10 protein-coding genes are annotated in these 17,506 nt (G+C 60.6%); 3 read left to right on the forward strand and 7 right to left on the reverse strand.

The window, feature by feature from the left end:
• Positions 1-2: 2 nt before the first annotated feature.
• The 4 genes from ACE3PP_RS16165 to ACE3PP_RS16180 all read right to left on the reverse strand — a co-directional run bounded on the left by ACE3PP_RS16165 (position 3) and on the right by ACE3PP_RS16180 (position 4,532).
• The gene (locus ACE3PP_RS16165; RefSeq protein ID WP_374384139.1) at positions 3-377 is read right to left on the reverse strand and encodes a TadE/TadG family type IV pilus assembly protein; all 375 of its coding nucleotides are present in this window, start codon (positions 375-377) and stop codon (positions 3-5) included.
• Positions 374-853: a TadE/TadG family type IV pilus assembly protein gene (locus ACE3PP_RS16170; protein WP_374384141.1), complete on the reverse strand. Its 480-nt coding sequence runs from the start codon at positions 851-853 to the stop codon at positions 374-376. The genes ACE3PP_RS16165 and ACE3PP_RS16170 overlap by 4 nt, the downstream gene beginning before the upstream one ends.
• A 5-nt stretch (positions 854-858) precedes the next feature.
• Complete coding sequence (locus ACE3PP_RS16175; protein WP_374384143.1) at positions 859-2,208, reverse strand: pilus assembly protein TadG-related protein; 1,350 nt, start codon at positions 2,206-2,208, stop codon at positions 859-861.
• Positions 2,209-2,324: 116 nt separating this feature from the next.
• Positions 2,325-4,532, reverse strand: coding sequence for a CHASE2 domain-containing protein (locus ACE3PP_RS16180; RefSeq protein WP_374384145.1), 2,208 nt, complete (start codon positions 4,530-4,532; stop codon positions 2,325-2,327).
• 220 nt (positions 4,533-4,752) lie between these two features.
• On the opposite strand from ACE3PP_RS16180, the gene ACE3PP_RS16185 reads away from it, so the two are divergent.
• Entirely contained in the window at positions 4,753-5,676 is a 924-nt protein-coding gene (locus ACE3PP_RS16185; RefSeq protein ID WP_374384147.1) for a FecR domain-containing protein, read from the forward strand.
• A gap of 15 nt (positions 5,677-5,691) precedes the next feature.
• Here ACE3PP_RS16185 and ACE3PP_RS16190 read toward each other — a convergent pair whose 3' ends face one another.
• Genes ACE3PP_RS16190 through ACE3PP_RS16200 form a run of 3 tightly spaced genes read right to left on the reverse strand, consistent with a single transcriptional unit; the run spans position 5,692 to position 8,452 of the window.
• Positions 5,692-7,203, reverse strand: coding sequence for a S8 family serine peptidase (locus tag ACE3PP_RS16190; RefSeq protein WP_374384149.1), 1,512 nt, complete (start codon positions 7,201-7,203; stop codon positions 5,692-5,694).
• A 56-nt stretch (positions 7,204-7,259) separates the two neighbouring features.
• Positions 7,260-7,916, reverse strand: coding sequence for a hypothetical protein (locus ACE3PP_RS16195; RefSeq protein WP_374384151.1), 657 nt, complete (start codon positions 7,914-7,916; stop codon positions 7,260-7,262).
• Between the two features lie 29 nt (positions 7,917-7,945).
• Complete coding sequence (locus tag ACE3PP_RS16200; protein WP_374384153.1) at positions 7,946-8,452, reverse strand: RNA polymerase sigma factor; 507 nt, start codon at positions 8,450-8,452, stop codon at positions 7,946-7,948.
• A 349-nt stretch (positions 8,453-8,801) separates the two neighbouring features.
• On the opposite strand from ACE3PP_RS16200, the gene ACE3PP_RS16205 reads away from it, so the two are divergent.
• Together ACE3PP_RS16205 and ACE3PP_RS16210 are read left to right on the forward strand one after the other, a co-directional pair.
• On the forward strand, positions 8,802-9,746 hold the full coding sequence (locus tag ACE3PP_RS16205; RefSeq protein ID WP_374384155.1) for a DUF5801 repeats-in-toxin domain-containing protein: 945 nt from the start codon (positions 8,802-8,804) through the stop codon (positions 9,744-9,746).
• A 128-nt stretch (positions 9,747-9,874) separates the two neighbouring features.
• Positions 9,875-17,314, forward strand: coding sequence for a DUF5801 repeats-in-toxin domain-containing protein (locus ACE3PP_RS16210; RefSeq protein ID WP_374384157.1), 7,440 nt, complete (start codon positions 9,875-9,877; stop codon positions 17,312-17,314).
• Positions 17,315-17,506: the final 192 nt, after the last annotated feature.

The following is a 17,506-nucleotide window of genomic DNA, read 5'->3' on the forward strand; positions in this document are numbered from 1 at the left end:
GTTCACATCTTCGCGCGAGCGGTGATCTTCAGGCTGGGCACCGGCGCCACCGCGCTGGTCATGAAGACGAAGGTCATCTCCGCCGTTACCTCGACCGTGTTCGTATCGGCATCAATGGTGGCCTTGACCGTGCCGGGCGTGATGCCGACCATCTCCTGCTTGGCATAATCCTCAATCGCCGACGCGGTGCCGGTGATATGGAACACGCCCCAGCGCGCGGCCTGGGCGCAGCCGAATTCCAGCGTGTTGTAGGCGTACATGTAGCGCCCCCACTCGATGATGCCGAGCAGGAAGAGGATGAGCGCCGGGGCAATGAGCGCGAATTCGACCGAGATGAGGCCGCGACTGTCCCGGCGGAAACCGTGCCGACGCTTCATGGCTGGGCCCGCGCCATCGCGTTGGCGGAGAGCGACAGGGTGTCCGGGAAGAGGAAATAGTCGAGCAGCATGCTGTACTGCTCAGTGACATTCACGGTCAGGTAATAGTCCGGATAGCCACCGCCGCCGCAGGTCGTGGTCTTGGTGCAGCTATCGCCCGAGCCGGTCATGGAGCCGTCGCAATAGCAGCTCGCGAAACTGTCGACCGTGACATTGTCCTGCTTGGCCGTGTCGGTCGAGTACGCGTTCTTGACCGCCACCGAGATCGCATCCTTGTCCCAGATATTGCCGAAGCCCTTTTGCAGACCGGCGCGCGCGGCCGCCTCGATATCGGACTTCGCGCGGACAGCCAGACCAAAATCAATCAGACCACAGGTGAGCATCAGAAGAATCGGCGCCGTCAGGGCGAACTCGACCGCCGGACTGCCGCTATTGTCACGCAGAAAGCGCTTTAACCCAGTGACGAATTTGCGCATGAGACTCACTCCACCAGAACCGGCACGGACTTCGCTGTGAGGTCCGCATTGGGGTTCTTTTTTGGGCAGTTCGCGCCGCCACCGGTCAGCTGGGCGTTCGTGTCGCCGGTGAAGACAATGTTCTTGCCAATGATGCGGGTGCATTTGACCGCCCCCGTACTGGTGCCGCGATAGTCGATTTCCTGATTGGGAAAATAGAGGACGCCTTCGATGGCCGTATTACCGGTGCCGGAGAAGGAGGAAGTCGTCGTAGAACTCGCTGCCGCGTTGTAGAAGGCGATGCCGCCATAGCGGGGTGCCGGGCTGGAGCCGTAATCGGGTGCCTTGACCTGCACATCGGCATTGCCGTTGATCGTCACCTTCGAGCTTGAATCCGTCAGAACGAAAGTGCAGGTGCAACTGACCTTGGCACCGGCATTGATCTTCATCTCGCCCTTGACATAGACCTCGCGGACAGAGCTTGGAATGGTGACATTGGCTTGACTGCCGAAGGTCAGACCGCTGGAGAAATAAGGGGCATTGGCGGAACCGACAGCGCCTTCCCACGTATCGTTCTTGCCGAATTTGGGATCGCTCTTCGTGGCGCCCGGTGCCGGCACATCGAGCAGATCCTTGAACGGATCCTGCATCGGGGCTTGACCAGTGAGCGGCGGCTCGGTGTCGAGAACCGGATCGGCACTGCCGTTCGCCTTGTAACCGCCAACCATGGCGAAATAGTCGGCGACGACCTGCAATTGGGCACCACCCGCCGTCGTCATCGACGTGGCCGACGTGGCGTTCGAGAACATGCCGCATCCGTCGAGATGCATATTGGCACTGCCGGAAAGCTGGATACCGATCGGGGCGGAGGGCGAGAGCGACAGCACGCAGGCCTCGCCCAGGATCTTCACCTCGGCCACGGAACGAACGCTGAGATCGACAGCGCTGCCGAGCAAAGACGTGAACAACAGCTCCGGGCTCTCGACGATGGTCACTTCGACGGCGCTCGTCTTGCCGACATAATTGCCGCTGGTGGGCGGAGAGACAGCCGTAACGGTGACATCGTCGCCGACCTCGACGCCGTTGAGTGCCGCATCGGTTTCTGCCGAGCTTTGCACATGGTCGGCATTGCCGGTCTTGTACATGTTGTAGGCGGCACCCAGCGCCGCCGCATCCGCAGCAGTCTGGTTGTGACGCTTCGTGGCGTACCAGGAGCCAACCTCAACGCCGAAGCCGACCATGCCAACGAGCATGGCCAAAGACAGGCCGACGACAATCGCCGCTGCGCCTTGCTCATCGCGCAGGAATGCCCGACGCGCAGCCCATTTGCCCGGGGCGGACAGTCGACAATTCCGTGGGTTTTTAAGGAGATTCATGGGATCTCGCCACCTTCCGCATCGCTTTGGAAAGAACGATTCCGAGACCCTATCTATTCCGCTTGGCCGTCTTATTCCCGCCTGGTTTTATTCCCCAGGAATACTTCCCTCGGCCTCTATTCCACTGCCGGCATCAACGCGATGCTGTTGTCGATGTGATCGATCAGCGCAGCGAGTCCAGCGTCCACCGCAGCTTCCCGGCATGCGTTGAGCCGGCCCAGCGCCGCACGCGTTTCGCCAGCCGCGACCGCCTGCACGATATCGTTGAGGATTGGGACGAGCACGCTGTATACCGAGCCCGAGGTCAAGGTCGGATCACCGATCAATGCCAGGATCTCGGCACTTTCCGCCTTACCCTTCACAGTGACTTCGCCCAAGGAAAGCGTCGCAAAGCCGGGGGCAAGGGCCGCCGTGGCGCGCCCTACGACAATGTCGACCCCGAATTGCTTCGATAGCCCCTCGATGCGCGCAGCCAAATTCACACCATCGCCGATCACGGAATAGCTGAAGCGCTGCTGCGAACCGAGATTTCCCACGAGGCATTCGTCCGAGTTGATGCCGATGCCCATGCGCAACGGTCGATGCGGGACGCCTTTCGCCTCGGCTTCAAGTTCCAGTTGGGCATTGAGCAAGGCGAGCCTGCGGCGCATGTCGAGCGCGGCTAGACAGGCGTGCGTCGCATGATCAGCATCATCGAGAGGCGCGTTCCAGAACGCCATAATGCTATCGCCGATATATTTGTCGATCGTGCCGCCATGACTGAGCACCGCATCGGTCATCGGCGTCAGGAACCGGTTGAGGAGCTGGGTCAACGCCTCGGGCTCGGTGCGCTCTGAGATGCTGGTGAAGTCGCGAATGTCGCAAAATAGGATGGTTACCAACCGCATTTCGCCACCCAGACGCAGTTTGTCTGGATCCGCAGCCAGCTGTTCCACCATCTCCGGTGCAAGATAGTGGCTGAAGGCCGTTCTGACCGAGCGCCGCTCGGTATCAGAGCGGAAGTAGGAAGACATGGCGCCGGTAATGAAGACCAGCAGCACGGCGAGGCTTGGATAGATGGGGTCGAACAGCTGGCCTTCCAACTTGAAGGCATACCAGGCCGCGCCGATGGCGATGGTCATGGCCAGTGCCCCCAACGCCGCGCATCCGGCCGGCCCCACGCGCGGCAACAAGGCGATCATAGCGGTTCCCAGCACGATCAGAAAGCCCAGCTCAGGCAGAATCGTCCAATAGGGACGATTGAGGGAGATCCCGGTCAAGATTTGCTCGGTGATCTGCGCGTGGATTTCAACCCCGGGCGTTACCGGGTCGTTGGGCGTCGAGCGAAGATCAAGGAGGCCCGGCGCGGAGGTACCGACGAACAGAATGGTACCGGCCAGATCGATCGGCTCGCCTTCAAGAATGCGCCAAGCCGGAATAGTCCTCTGCGCAATCCGGCCGCTGTCGTAGAGCCAGATCTGACCATGCTCGTCCGTCAGCGGTTTCATCGCCCCGATTTTCACTTCGGCGATACCTTCGACATCCACCAGGCCGCCGGCAAGCTGCTGCCACCAAGCTGTGTAACCGGCGGCACCCGAAGATTTGACGACAATGGTCGACGCCTTTTGCGCGACCCGCAACGTGTCGGCGACGAGGCTGGGATAGAGCGTATTGCGCCCGTTGATCAGCAGAGGCAAGCGCCGCACGATGCCGTCGCCCTCCGTAAAGACGTTGATGCTGCCTTGACCACGGGCATTGGCCTGAAAGTCCGGCAAGCTGGCGATGGCGGCATTGAAGCGGCGGACGAAGTTGCGCGGATCGCGACCGGCGGCGGCACCGGTAACGGCCATGCCGCTCTTGCGCCTGGGCATGGCACCACCCTCGTCCACATCGTTGACTAGGATGAAGCCGAGAACACTGGGGGTCGATTTGACGGCGTCGGCAAAGATTTTGTCCGGGTCCATCACACGCTGCTCGATGGTCCGCGCGAGCGGGTCATCTTCTGCGATACCCCAGCCGGCCAGGGCATTGCGCGGCGCCGTACGATCTTGCTCGGAAAAGACAATATCAAGCGCGATGGCCCTGGCACCGGCCTGGGTCAGACGGTGCAACAGTTCGGCCGTGCGGCTGCGCGGCCAGGGCCACTGCCCATAGCGTTGCAAACTTTCATTGTCGATATCGATCACCCTGACGGGCGTATCGGTATAGGTGCGTGGTTTTATGCGTTGGAACACATCGAAGGTACGCAACCTGATTTCGGACAGAAAGGCAGGATCATCGATCCGCAACAGGAGTGCGCCCAATAGCACCAGGATCGGGAGGCCGTGCTGGATGATATGCTTCATCTTTCCACAGGATATCCTTCAGGCCGTCGATCGCGTTCCATTCGCCCAATTGCTCAGAAGATCACTCGGAGGCACCGCTGGGTCGACATGAATATTTTTTCCGCTCGCACCTGCGGAATAAGTGGCGACATCATTCGTACTCGTACGCGTCCTTTGTACGCAGGCTGCAGATCAGGGGCTGCAACCAACACCTTAAAACCATTCTAAGATCGGATCGAACATGAAAGGTTTTATGGCTCCAGCCTTCGGCGTGGCGCTGCTGACAGCCGCGTCCGCCATTGCCCTTGCCGCCACACAGGAGACACCTCCGGTCGCCGAAGTTGTGGACGTGGTGAAGAACGCGTTCCACACCCCGCCGGGAGGCAATGAAGCCGCGGCCAATATCGGCGATAAGCTGATGGCCGACGAGGCCATCCGAACCGGGGCCGATTCTGCAATCGAGATGAGCTTCCCCGACGGTGCGACCCTGCGCCTGGAGGCAGACAGCGACCTGGTCCTCGACTCATACGTCTTCGACCCCACCGCGCTGAAATCTGCCGCCAACATCAACATCCCCAGCGGTATTGCCCGCTACACGACCGGCGAGACGTCGACCGACGATACCGGTGTCGCGTTCAACACGCCGGTGGCGACGGTCGGCATTCGCGGCACGGATATCGTCGTGAGCGTCGGTGCAAACGGCGCCACCGTGATCGATGTCCTCTCCGGCAAGGTGAATGCAAAGCCGATCAACAATTCGACGGCGGTCGATGCGCTGGAAGGCCAAAGCATCTTGGTGGGGAATGCGAATGAGGAGCCCAAAGTCGGCAACATCGGTGATTTCTCCACGGCGGCTGGCCCGGCGCCGGCTGCTCCCGGGCCAACCAATACCGGAGACGATGCTTCCCGCGGTGCCACCAAGAGGTCTGCGAGCAATGCGCCCAGCAGCAGCAATGCAGGCGGCAACTCGGGTGGCGACAACTCAGGTGGTGGCAACTCAGGTGGCGAGAACTCGGGCGGTGGCAACGCCGGCGGTTCCGACAGCGATGGCGATGGCAACAATGGCCACGGCGACAACCCCAGCGGTCACGACAATGATAATCCCGGGAAAGGCGGTGGCGGTGGCGGCGGTGGTAAGGGCGGCGGAAAGGGCAATAACAAGTAAGGCTGGATTGCCCAACTAGCGGCCGGCCAGGGAACATTTGGATGCAGCCTGGAGAAGGCCAAACCCATAGGTCGGATCACGCCCCGGCGCACCCAGATCGACCGCGCTCTGGACGAGCGATTCCAGATCGTTGTCCGACGCGGCCAGTGCGGCAGCGACGTATGGTGCCGCGAAGGACGTACCGCTGAGAATTTTGCCGTCAGGGCTGCTTGTGGCTTCCGCGGGAACCCACAAGTCGACGCCGGGTGCAGCGAACGCCACAAATGTTCCTTTGTTGGCCCGTTTGAACACCTGCCTCTCAGCATCGACGGCTGTCACACCGATGACGCCATCATAGGCAGCCGGATAGCGCGGCACGTCCGACAATCCATCGTTTCCGACGGCAGCGACGATGCGCATGTTCTGATTCAGAGCCGCGTGTACCGCCATCGCGACGAGCTTGTTGTCCGGCCCGCTCAAGCTCGTATTGACGGTTTTAACACCCTGCTCCGCCAGCCAATTCAATCCCTTGATGAAGGAAGTGGCGCTGGCAATCGGTTGATCGTCCTGGTCCAGCGTGAAAATTCCCGCGACCGAAAGCGCCGCGCGGGGCAGAAGACCAAAATTGGATTGACCGACGAGGATGGAGGCAACAGCAGTGCCGTGATCGACGGCAGCCTCGACCGCGTCAGCATCGATGAATGACATCTGCGTGAGGCGCGCGCCCTTGAGAAGAGAGGAGTCGAGCTTGGCCAATGTATCCAGCATGCCGACATGCAGCGCCGCTGCGTCGCAATCTTGCAGCGCAGACGACCATTGGATCTCCTTGCGCGCGAAATCTTCCGCCGGCAGAGACATGCTCACCTGAGGCGAATAGACGTGATTGTAATCGATCGATGCGCCCGGGAAGGCTGCTTCAATACTCTTCTTCGCGGTTGCCAGGTTGATTTCGGCCGGGACCGAAACGCGCGCCACGGAAAAGCCAAGCGCGCTCATCGTCTCTTGCGACACAACGGACATGCCGTTGGATTGGGCGAACTGGGCAAGCGCCGGGCTTGCATTGGCAACCACGATTTCATGCGCCAGCGCGCGTGCGCCACTACCGACATTGTTCGGGTTGCTGGTCGGCGTTGCATCCACATTGGTCGTGCTCGCCGCGACGGTATTGGCCTTCTTCTCCTGACCGGGCTTGGTTCCCTTTACGCTGGCCCCAGGAGCATTGGCGCTGTTGCCCCCGGCATTGTTCGCCCCGTTGCCGTTGCCGTTGCCGCCGCTGTTGCCACCACCATTGCCGCCGCCGTTACCGCCGCCATTGCCACCACCGTTACCGCCACCATTGCCGCCGCCATTGCCGCCGCCATTGCCGCCGCCGTTACCACCACCGTTGCCACCACCGTTGCCACCACCGTTACCACCGCCATTGCCGTTTCCATTGCCGGCCCAGACCTTGTCCGCAAAAGACATGACTGTAGCGACGGTGCCCATTTGCAAGGCACCGGCATAAGCGAGCACGAGGACGCTCACGATCAATTGACGATAGCGCGACAACCCGACTGGCTCCTTCACCGCCGGCGCGGCGGCAATACGCTACGCTGGTCGGTCAGTTACTGTTTGGCCGGGACAGTGACGATTTCCCAGCCCTGCTTGCTTTGGCAGGCAACGCCGCCGGCAAGAACTTGCCCGGCTTCTTCCTGGTTGAACTCGGCGCAGGTTGCGCCGGATGCCAGGTCGAACCAGCGCAGCACGGAAACGCGGCCTTCCATATTGCCTTCATCCACCAGAACATATGAATGGGCAGTTAAGGCCGGCTTCGCCTGCAAGGCGGCGAAGAGCGCACCACGGAATTCATTGCTGAAGCCGTCATCATGCGGCGCTTCGGCCCCGGCAAGGCGCATGCCGTCGTCGGATCGATCGAACGAAGACAGCATTCCCAAAGCCGCGGCGCCGACCGCAATCCCCATGATCGCCGCTGCCAGGCGACCGTGCAGGAATTCCCGCACAATGCCTCGCTGCGGTGTCGTTGCCGGTGCCACGATCGACCGGGCCAAGGCAAAGGGAACGGGCTGCTTATCAAGCACACCCATCGTTTGTTTCGCGAGGTCCGCACCGGCCGCAAAGTCGGCCGCCAGGGCCTGGAGAGCCGGATCGGCTTCGATCGCGCGCGCTACATCGGCTGCGTCCTGCGGCGAGAGGGTCCCGTCGCAGTACTGCATCACTTTAACCATCATATCGTCACCAATTTCCTGAAGCTGGTCAGTCATTGATATTCCCAACGATGAGAGGGTCATTTCTATTCCGCATCCGCACCACGAACCTGCTTGACCAAGGCGAGCCGTGCGCGGGCAAGCCGGCTCATGACGGTGCCGATAGGGATCTCCAACATGTCCGCAGCTTCTTGATAGCCGAAGCCTTCTACTGTCACCAACAGCAGCACTTGGCGCTGCTCTTCCGGCAGGCGCTTGATCGCTTCCCAAGTGCGCTTAAGGTCTTGGCGCGCCTCGAGTTCCACCGCGAGAGGAGCTCCTGGAATTTGCTCCCACAAGCCTTCTCCCGGTACCGAGAGCCGGCTGGCGGCAGATCGCCGACGATCGATCCAGATGTTCATGATGATCTTGTAGACCCAGCTGTCGAGGCGCGAGTCCGGCTGCCATTGGGTATAGCGCTCGAGCGCCTTGAGACACGCTTGTTGCACAAGGTCGTCGCCTTCTTCCGCCGAACCGCTGAGCCCGATCGCAAAGCGCCGCAAGCGCGGCAGCAGGCTGATCAGACCGAGCTCGATATCCTTTCGCTTCGTCAATGGTTCGGTCCAGAGAATGGCGTGGAATCAAATAGTAAGGGAGACAGGCACGGCGACTCAGCCCACAGATCTTTCACCGTCATACCGGACAGATTCAGCAAATGCACGCCGCGATGGAACCCAGGTTCTTTGACACCATCAGATTGGCGAATGGCGTCAAGCGATTAAACATAATTCCACTCACACGATATTGCAGATGTGAAGAGTATTTGTCTCGAATTGTCGGAATAGGCTCTGCCGCACCTTCGTTTAAGGACTGATGCGCTGACCGCTCCTTGCTGGAAGGGGAACCCAAATGGTCGATCACTCCGAGAACGCGACGCCTGCCGCGAATCCATTGGCCCGATCCGTGGTCGATGTTGCCTATCGCCTCGACGTGCGATCGCAAGGTGCCTCGAGCGGCCTCACGGATCTCGCGACCGGAGGCGACATCTATCTGTTCCTGGTCCAGGACGAAGTCGTCGGGCGTACCGCCACGGATGCCGCACAAGCGGCAGATGGTCCTATTGTCTTCTCGCTGAGGGTCCGCCGGGATGGTGATATCGCGCTCGAGCAATGGCGTGCCGTTACAGCGCCAGGAATTCTCGCATCACCCGATCTCATTACGCTGACCGCCATTGTGACCGGCGAGGCAGGTATCGAAGACCGGGCCGCGGCGAAGATCGGCGGCACGTTGAAGTTTGATGTCGCCGCACCTCAGACATTCATCGAACGTCGCCGTACGCCGCGGCAGGTTTCGTTCGACACGGTCGATTCCGAACACGACAATGATGATCATGTGTCGGGCATTGTCTATGAATTAAGTCTCGCCGCCCCCGGAAGCGAAACCGGACTGCTCGACCACGCCACGGGCGAGGCCATTTTTCTTTTCTCGTCCGGCCCGGAAATCCTCGCACGCAGTGGAACGAACGCGAACCTCGCCGCAGACGGCGAGATTGTCTTCGTCATCTCCGTCGACGGCAGCGGCAATGTGATCCTGGACCAGCGTCGCGATGTCGCGCCGACGGATGAACGCGAGGCGGCAAACCGCGATGCGTCGCTGCGTCCTGACCTGATCCGACTTACCGCCCGCATGGGTGGGTCTTCGACCTCCTTCGATGCTGCCAGCGCCAATATTGCCGGCGCCCTCAAATTCGGCGGGCGCGGGGCGAGAGCCGGTATTTCAATCGGTTCCGCGCTCTATTTCGGCGACCGGCCGCGCAGCCAGGCGGGGACTCCGATGCCGGGCAAAACCCTCTCCTGGCCCCAGCACCGTCAAGCGGATAAAAGAGAGTCCCCGCACACAATCATGTAGGCAGCCGGCGATATTCGCCTCAAATTTTCGGAATACCCACCCCTCTCCCCTCGTTTTCCCACCGAAGCACGACCACCGGTCCGTGCATGGGAAAACCCGCTGAATTCAGCGCCTTTGGGGAGCCTGTCATGGCCACTGATACGACCAACCTGACGACCGAATCCGCCGGCACCGTTCACGAAGGCGACGTGAGCCAGAGCCAGCTCACTCAGTCGAATGCGGCACCGGTTCAAGTGCAGGTCCCGGCTGGCGAAAACGTTGTTCGGGTCCAGGTGACACCGGGCGAGACGGTCCAGCTCCCCTTCCCGATCGACGCCGTGGTCGCTCGGCTTGGCGAAAACGGCAATCTCGCGGTGAAGGTCGGTGACGTCACCGTCATCCTCCTCGGCTATGCCGAAGCGACCGGTCAGGCCGAAGTCACCATCATCGGCACCGACGCGCGCCCGATGGACGTCGCCGCCGTTCTCGCCGCGACGGATCCCAATCTCGATATCCAGACGGCCGCCGGCCCCGGCGCCGGCGACGCTGGCGCGGGTGTGGACAACAATGGCGGCCTCTTCTCGCCCTTCGATCCATTGGCGGGTATCGGCGGTCTCAATGCGGTTGGCGGCCTCAATCCGACCGCCCTCAACTACAACCTCATCCAGAACGAATATCGCGAGATCATCGAGAACGATACGGTGGCCGACAATTCGCCCACCATTCTCCAGATCGACCCCGTTCTGATCAACGAAGACGATTTCATCGGCGGTGAATACAACGACTATTCCCGCGAACAGAGCTTCGGCTTTGGCGGCGGTGGCCATAACGGCAACGACCAATACGACAGCGACGACAATGATCAAGACGGCGCTTCCGGCCCGACCGACGGGACCGGCAACAATGACGATTCCGACAAGGAGCCGACGGCCAAAATCATCGGCATCACGGTCGATTTCCACGGCGAGGTTCCGGGCGATCTGAAGCTGCTCGACAGCAACCTGCCATCGGATTGGAAGTCCGACGGAATGCCCATCACCTGGTCACTCTCGCTCGACGGCCACACGCTCATCGGCTCGGCCAATGGCATGAACGTCGTTGTCGTCGAGGTGCTGAACGCCCCCAGCATGGACGGCAATTTCCAGGTGTTGGTCGAACTCCTCGCGCCGTTGGACCATCCGAACACGGGCGAAAGCCCGAACGTGCAAGACCTGCTGACCGCCAATATCGGCTTCGAGGTCATCGATTCCAACGGGTCGACCGCGCAAGCCACCTTCCCGGCCACGTTTGAAGATGACGTCCCGTTCGATGCGCAAGTTGGCTACTACCAGGAATCCGAGAGCAATCCGGGTCAAGGTCACATCGACGAAGACGCGCTGAAAGGCGGCGTTCAAGGCGACGGCGAAAATGGCGATGATGACGGCTCGTCATACGTCGAAGGTCATATCTCGGTCGCATTCGGCGGTGACGGCCCGGCCAATGTCGACCCGTTCAAATTCAGCGTCCCGGTTGGCGAGCCGACGGGATTGTTCACCGCGACCGGCGACGTCATCCTTTGGGGTGTGGATGGAAATCAGCGCGTTTTCGGCTATGTCGCTGGCAACGAGAACGATCACATTTTCGAAGCCGTGATCTACGACAGCGGCTATTTCGAATTCTGGCTCAACCAGCCGCTGCAGCATGACGGCCACGAAAACCCGAATGACGAGAATGCGACTGGCTACGAAGACAATCTGGTGATTTCGATCCCCGTCATTGCGACCGACAATGACGGCGACACGCTGACGACCGGCATCGCCATCAATGTCGATGACGACATGCCGAAGATCACGACCATCGGCACGGACGAAGGCACGTCCCTGTTCCTCTTGACCTCGGACGAGACAGTTGGCGGGGCGGACAATTATGATGTTCCCGGCGGCGGAAGCACCGTCGAAAACGATGAAAAGTTCGTCACGGAGCCGGCCGCCCTCGCTGGGAACTACGGAAATGTCATCGGTGGCAGTTCCGGGTCGCTGACCAACGTCTTCTCCTATCAAGCCGGTGCCGATGGCGAAAAGAGCCATGAGTACGGCCTTGATATCATCAATGCCCAGACGAACATCACGGACACGCTGACCGGCCTTCCCGTGACGTTGGTCGAGGGGCCCGGCGATGGCGTGGTTCGGGGCGTTGTCAACGACAATGGCACCGAACTGACCGTCTTTGCGTTGGTGGTCGATGATCAAACCGGTGACATCACCTTCGTCCAATACCGCGCCGTCGATCATGGATCGGATGGATCCAACTCATACCCCGACGAAGTGACCTATCTGGCCGATGGCCATTTGGCGGCGACATTGTCGGTCACGGACAAAGACGGCGACACGGTTACCGCCAGTTCCGATCTCGGCAACAAGATCCTGTTCGAAGATGACGGTCCCGCCGTCGGCGATCTCGGGACGGTCTATTTCGACGACGACCTTCTGCCCGGCGGCAATCCGGGCGGCACGGATGACGATGCGCCCAATGCCGGCGACCTCCTGCTCGACAATGACGGGCATCCCTACATCGAAGGTACCTTCCCGGTCGATTTCGGGTCAGATGGTCCAGAGTCAACAAAGCTTCAGTTCGTGAGCTTCTTCCCAATCGAAGGGATGAGCTTCGGTTCTGGGGTCGCAACAATATCTGGCACCGGTTCGCCTCTGGAAGTCCGTTTGGATGGCGTGCTCATTCTGCGAGTCGAGATTGTTGATCAAGACGCAGGTACCTATCGCATCACCCAATTCGCTCCAGTCCCGCATACCGGCGGCGGAGATGAAAACGACGCCACTTTCCAGTTCGCCGTAAAATTCACCGATGGCGATGGTGACTTCGTAGTCAAAACGATGACGATCCAGTTTGACGACGACACACCGACCATCGGCCTCAAAGATGTGGCGACGCCGGATCTCGTGGTTGACGAAACGGATTTGACGGCTGATGCCACGGCCTCCTTTGCTGGCTTGTTCAACACGTCGGCTGGCGCCGACGGTCAGAAGGGCGACATCGCCTATGTGCTTGGCGTGAAATCCGCGGGTGCGGAAAGCGGCCTCATCGACATCGCCACCGGCAACAAGGTCTATCTGTTCCTTGAAGGTGGCGTCGTCGTCGGTCGCGAAGGCACCGATGCTATGGATGCCGAAACCGGCGAAATCGTCTTCACCGTGACGGTCGCCGCCAATGGCGATGTAACGCTGGATCAGCAGCGTGCCGTCCAGCACGATGACCCGAATGACCCGGATGAATCGACTTCGCCGGCCACGCTGTCGTCGAGCGATCTCATCACCCTGACCGCCACCATCACCGACAAAGACAATGACACGGCCAGTGTTCCAGCCAATATCGGCTCCGCCCTCAAGTTCGAGGACGATGGCCCCAGCGTTCAATTGAAGGATGTCTCGGCCCCCAGCCTCACCGTCGATGAAACGGATCTGACGACCAACGACACCAAATCCTTCGCCGGTCTGTTCCAGGGGTCCGGCGGCACCGATGGCCAGAAGGGCGACATCACCTACGCCCTGGGTGTGAAAGACACAGGCGCCCTGAGCGGTCTGGTCGACATCGCAACCGGCCACGCCGTGTTCCTGTTCATCGAAAGCGGCAAGGTGGTCGGCCGTGAAGGCACCGACGCGACGGACGCCGCCAGCGGCGACATCGTCTTCACCGTGTCGGTTGACGGCAGTGGCAACGTAACGCTCGACCAGGCGCGCGCCGTCGAACATGATGACCCGCTAGATCCAGACGAAGCGACTTCGCCGGCGCATCTGTCGGCGGCCGATCTCATCACCTTGACGGCCACCATCACCGATAAGGACGACGATACGGCCAGCGTCCCGGCCAATATCGGCCTGGCCTTCAATTTCCGTGACGATGGCCCGACCGTCGTTGAGGTCATCTACTCGGATTACGAAGACCCCAATCATCTCTACCAGGGCAATCTCATCGACGAAGACGATTTGACCGGTCCGTTCGTCAAATATCAGGGCAATGGCGACAATGCGCCGGGCGATGACGACGTCAACCCGAACGGGCTGCAGACCACGGCCCGCGTCGAGGGCTTCGTCGGTGTCGATTTCGGCGCCGACGGTCCCGCCGCCACCGACTCTTTCAAGTTCGATGTCGTCCAAGATGCCGACACCGGTTTGAAGAACTCGGAAGGCAAAACGATCTATTGGAATATTGTCGATCCGCAGCATATCGAAGGCGTGATCGACGGCCAGACAGACCCGGTGTTCACGGTCGAGCTCCAGCTCAGCCCGATTCCCGGCTACTTCCTCTTCCAGCTGAACGAGGGCCTCTATCATCCTGGCCACGACGACCCGTCGACGACCGACGTGACCGAGACGGCTTATGAGGACAATCTCGACATCTACATCCCAGTCATCGCGACCGACAAGGATGGCGATCACGTCTCGACCGATATCCATGTCATCGTTGACGACGACATGGCGATCGCCCGCAACGACTATGACAGCGTTGCAAACCTGCTGACCACAGACGGCAACGTCATCACTGGTGTTGGGACAAGCGACCCTGCCAATGGTTCGGACAAGCTCGGCGCCGATAATGGCACAGTGACGGGCATTGCTTCCGTCGAAGTTCCGGGCAATACGTCCACACCCGTCACCGACCAGGTCCATGGCAACGGCTTTGAGATCGACGGCGAGTTCGGCACGCTGACGATTTATGAAGACGGCTACTATACCTATACCCGCTTCGATGGCGTTCCGTTGATCGAAGACGACCACTTCACCTACACCCTGACGGACGGAGATGGCGACGCCACGAATGCGGTCCTCACCATCAACATCTATGATGAAGGAACCGATCTCGACACCAATCCGGATGGCGAGAACGACAATGATGTCGACGAAAAGGGCATGCCGGTCCGCAATGGCGAACCAGCAGGCACTGGTGAAGCCGCTGACGGCAATGGCAGCGACGATGACGACACGTCCGAGAAGGCCTTGGGCCAGTTGGTCTTCAACACGCCGGACGGTTTCGGCTCGCTGACCATCGAAGACAAGGATGGCAACGCAATCGCCATTGCAAGCGTCGGTCAGATCATCCACGGCAAGTATGGCGATCTTGAGGTTACGGCCTTCGACAGTGCCGCCGGTACCATGAGCTATACCTACAAGCTGCTGGACAATGTCGATCATTCCAACGGTGCGGTGAAGGACGAGCTTAAGGTCGTCGTCACCGACAGCGACGGCGATCATTCCAACGGCACGATCAGCATCGACATCATCGATGACGCGCCGATCGCCAGCAACGATTTCGGCGGGTCGGTGAACACGGGCTCGTCCATCAACATGACCAACCCGGCCAATGGCGTTCTCGCCAACGATCTGTTCGGTGCGGACGGCGCCAAATCCGGTGGTGGTCTGATCGGCGTCGTGGCCGGTAACGGCAACACACAATCGACAACAGGCATCAATTCGTCGGTTGTCTCGGCCCTGGGTACCTTGGTGCTTCATGCCGACGGCACCTATACCTACACGCCGAAGGCGAACGCCAACGGGACCGACTATTTCACCTACACGATCGAGGATGGCGACGGCGACCGGACGACAGCGGTCTTGAGCTTCACGGTCACGGATCCGGCGACGGGCACGTTCGACCCGATCGTCGCCTGGACCTATGAAGACGGTCAGCCGAATCAGCATACGGGCGATACCGCGACCAGCTTTGCCGGTCTGCCCAATGCGTCCGGTATCAACTTCGCCGGCGCCTTCCACCCGTCCGACAATGAAGTGATCACGCAGATCACCTTCGGCGTACCGGCCGGCGTGACCCTGGTCTTCTGGGATGGCACAACGGCGACGACGAAGGCCGTCGGACCGACCACCTTTGTTGTGGCGGCGGCGGATCTCTCGAAAGTCCAGTTCATTGCCGGACCCAATGTCGATGGCGATCAGCCGATCACGATGGATGTCGCGATTAAGGACAATGACTCCAACCTGACCAATGTCCTGTTGGGTCAGTCTCTGACGCTGAAGGTAGATGCCGTGGCCGACAAGCCGACGGCCGTCGACATCACGCTCACCGACAGCGGCGGCAATGGCATCTTCAGTGTCGGAGAGGCCGGTACCATCAACATCAAGGCAAGCTTCGCCGATGGCGACGGTTCCGAGACCCACACGCTGGTCCTCAAAGTGCCCGCCGGCTTCAATCTCACCGATTGGAACGGCAGCAGCTGGGCCGGGCTACCCGCCAATGGTGTCAGCGTTCTCAGCGTGACCGGCTCTGCTTTGGCCGGGTGGACGGTGACATTCGCGGTTGCCGACGCCACGACAAGCGTCAATCTCGACGTCCATGTCACCAACACGGCGGCGGCCGCATCCAACGCCCAGTTCACGGTTGACGCGAAGTCGGGCGAAGAGGCGACCGTCGCCGGACCGAACGGCAATGGCAGCGGTTCGGAGTTCACCAACACGAACAACAACGCCATTACTTCCGACTCGGTCGGTGTCGTCTCGGCGCGAATCCTCAACGGCCAGCTTGTCACCAACACGCCGAGTGCCCAACAGGGCGACCAGGCGATGATCCTGACCTTCGTCCAGGATGGACACCCGCTCAACGTCTACGCCCAGGTTGTCGTCCGCGACACCCAGGGCCAGCAGGGCGCGGTGTTGGCCGACTCCGGCTTCAACATCAATCCCAGTGCTGACTTCAACGTTTCGCTTGAGAATGCGCTGGAAGGCCACAAGATCATCGTGACCGACTTCAATCTGGAAGGTGTCACGCTCGATGTCTCGGGCGGCAACATCCAGATCGAGCATGAAGACGCTTCCAACAAACCAATGGGCGTCTATGCGCAGATGAGCCCGAATGATGGCGGCACTGTCATCGTCACGGACTCGATCGACGGCACCAGCGGCAACAATGCCGCGCACAACGGAACGACCGGCCAGGACTACCTCTATGGCGGTGCCGGCAACGACACGTTGAATGGCGGCAATGAGGACGATGTCCTCAATGGCGGGATCGGCAACGACATCCTGAACGGAGATGCCGGCAATGATGTCCTGGTGTGGAATGGCGGCCTGCAGACGGATGCCAACAATCCGGCCTTGGGCGACACCTACCACGGTGGGGCCGACTTCGACCTGCTTCGGATCGATCAGGGTGCGTTGTACAACTCGACGATCGGCGGCAAGACGAGCATCGACTTCTTCCCCGATCAGGCATCGGATGCAACCGTCGATCTGCGCGGCGCGCATATTGACGGAATCGAGGGCATTCTCATCACCGAGGAAGCCGTGATCAGCGGATCGGGCCAGTCCGGCTCCGATGCCCTCGGCACCAAGGTCCTCATCAATGCCAAGGATGTGTTCGACTTCTCCGACAACGACACGATCTATGTGATCGGTTCCAAGGGCGACACGGTCGACATCGACAATGCGACCGGCGTCAACCAGGGCGCGACGAACTGGGTCAAGGGCGGCGACATTACGCCTGAAGCCGGTGGCGTCACCTTTACCCAATGGACCGGAACCTTCACCGACAATGGCGGCACGCACAATGTGACGCTCTATGTCGACAAGGATGTGCAGGTCGTCTGATCTGCCAGGAGGTGCAAGTGCGGCGCTGGCTGAGAGGGCACAAGCCCCCGGCCGGCGCCCCAAAGACGGTGCGGCCGGGATCGCCCCAAGTAACCGGTCGCATCAATCGCCGCGCTGTGGGTCGTGCCACAGCGCGGCGCCTTTTTTTCTGCGCAGTGCCTCACGTCATTGCGATTTGCGTTGGATTGCCGG

The organism is Dongia sp., from assembly GCF_041910485.1.
GTDB lineage: Bacteria > Pseudomonadota > Alphaproteobacteria > Dongiales > Dongiaceae > Dongia.

Excerpts from the sequence above, each read along its gene's own strand:
- ACE3PP_RS16170 (WP_374384141.1), bottom strand. The coding sequence starts at position 853 with ATGCGCAAATTCGTCACTGGGTTAAAGCGCTTTCTGCGTGACAATAGC.
- ACE3PP_RS16175 (WP_374384143.1), bottom strand. The coding sequence starts at position 2,208 with ATGAATCTCCTTAAAAACCCACGGAATTGTCGACTGTCCGCCCCGGGC.
- ACE3PP_RS16185 (WP_374384147.1), top strand. The coding sequence starts at position 4,753 with ATGAAAGGTTTTATGGCTCCAGCCTTCGGCGTGGCGCTGCTGACAGCC.
- ACE3PP_RS16195 (WP_374384151.1), bottom strand. The coding sequence starts at position 7,916 with ATGACTGACCAGCTTCAGGAAATTGGTGACGATATGATGGTTAAAGTG.
- ACE3PP_RS16180 (WP_374384145.1), bottom strand. The coding sequence starts at position 4,532 with ATGAAGCATATCATCCAGCACGGCCTCCCGATCCTGGTGCTATTGGGC.
- ACE3PP_RS16165 (WP_374384139.1), bottom strand. The coding sequence starts at position 377 with ATGAAGCGTCGGCACGGTTTCCGCCGGGACAGTCGCGGCCTCATCTCG.
- ACE3PP_RS16210 (WP_374384157.1), top strand. The coding sequence starts at position 9,875 with ATGGCCACTGATACGACCAACCTGACGACCGAATCCGCCGGCACCGTT.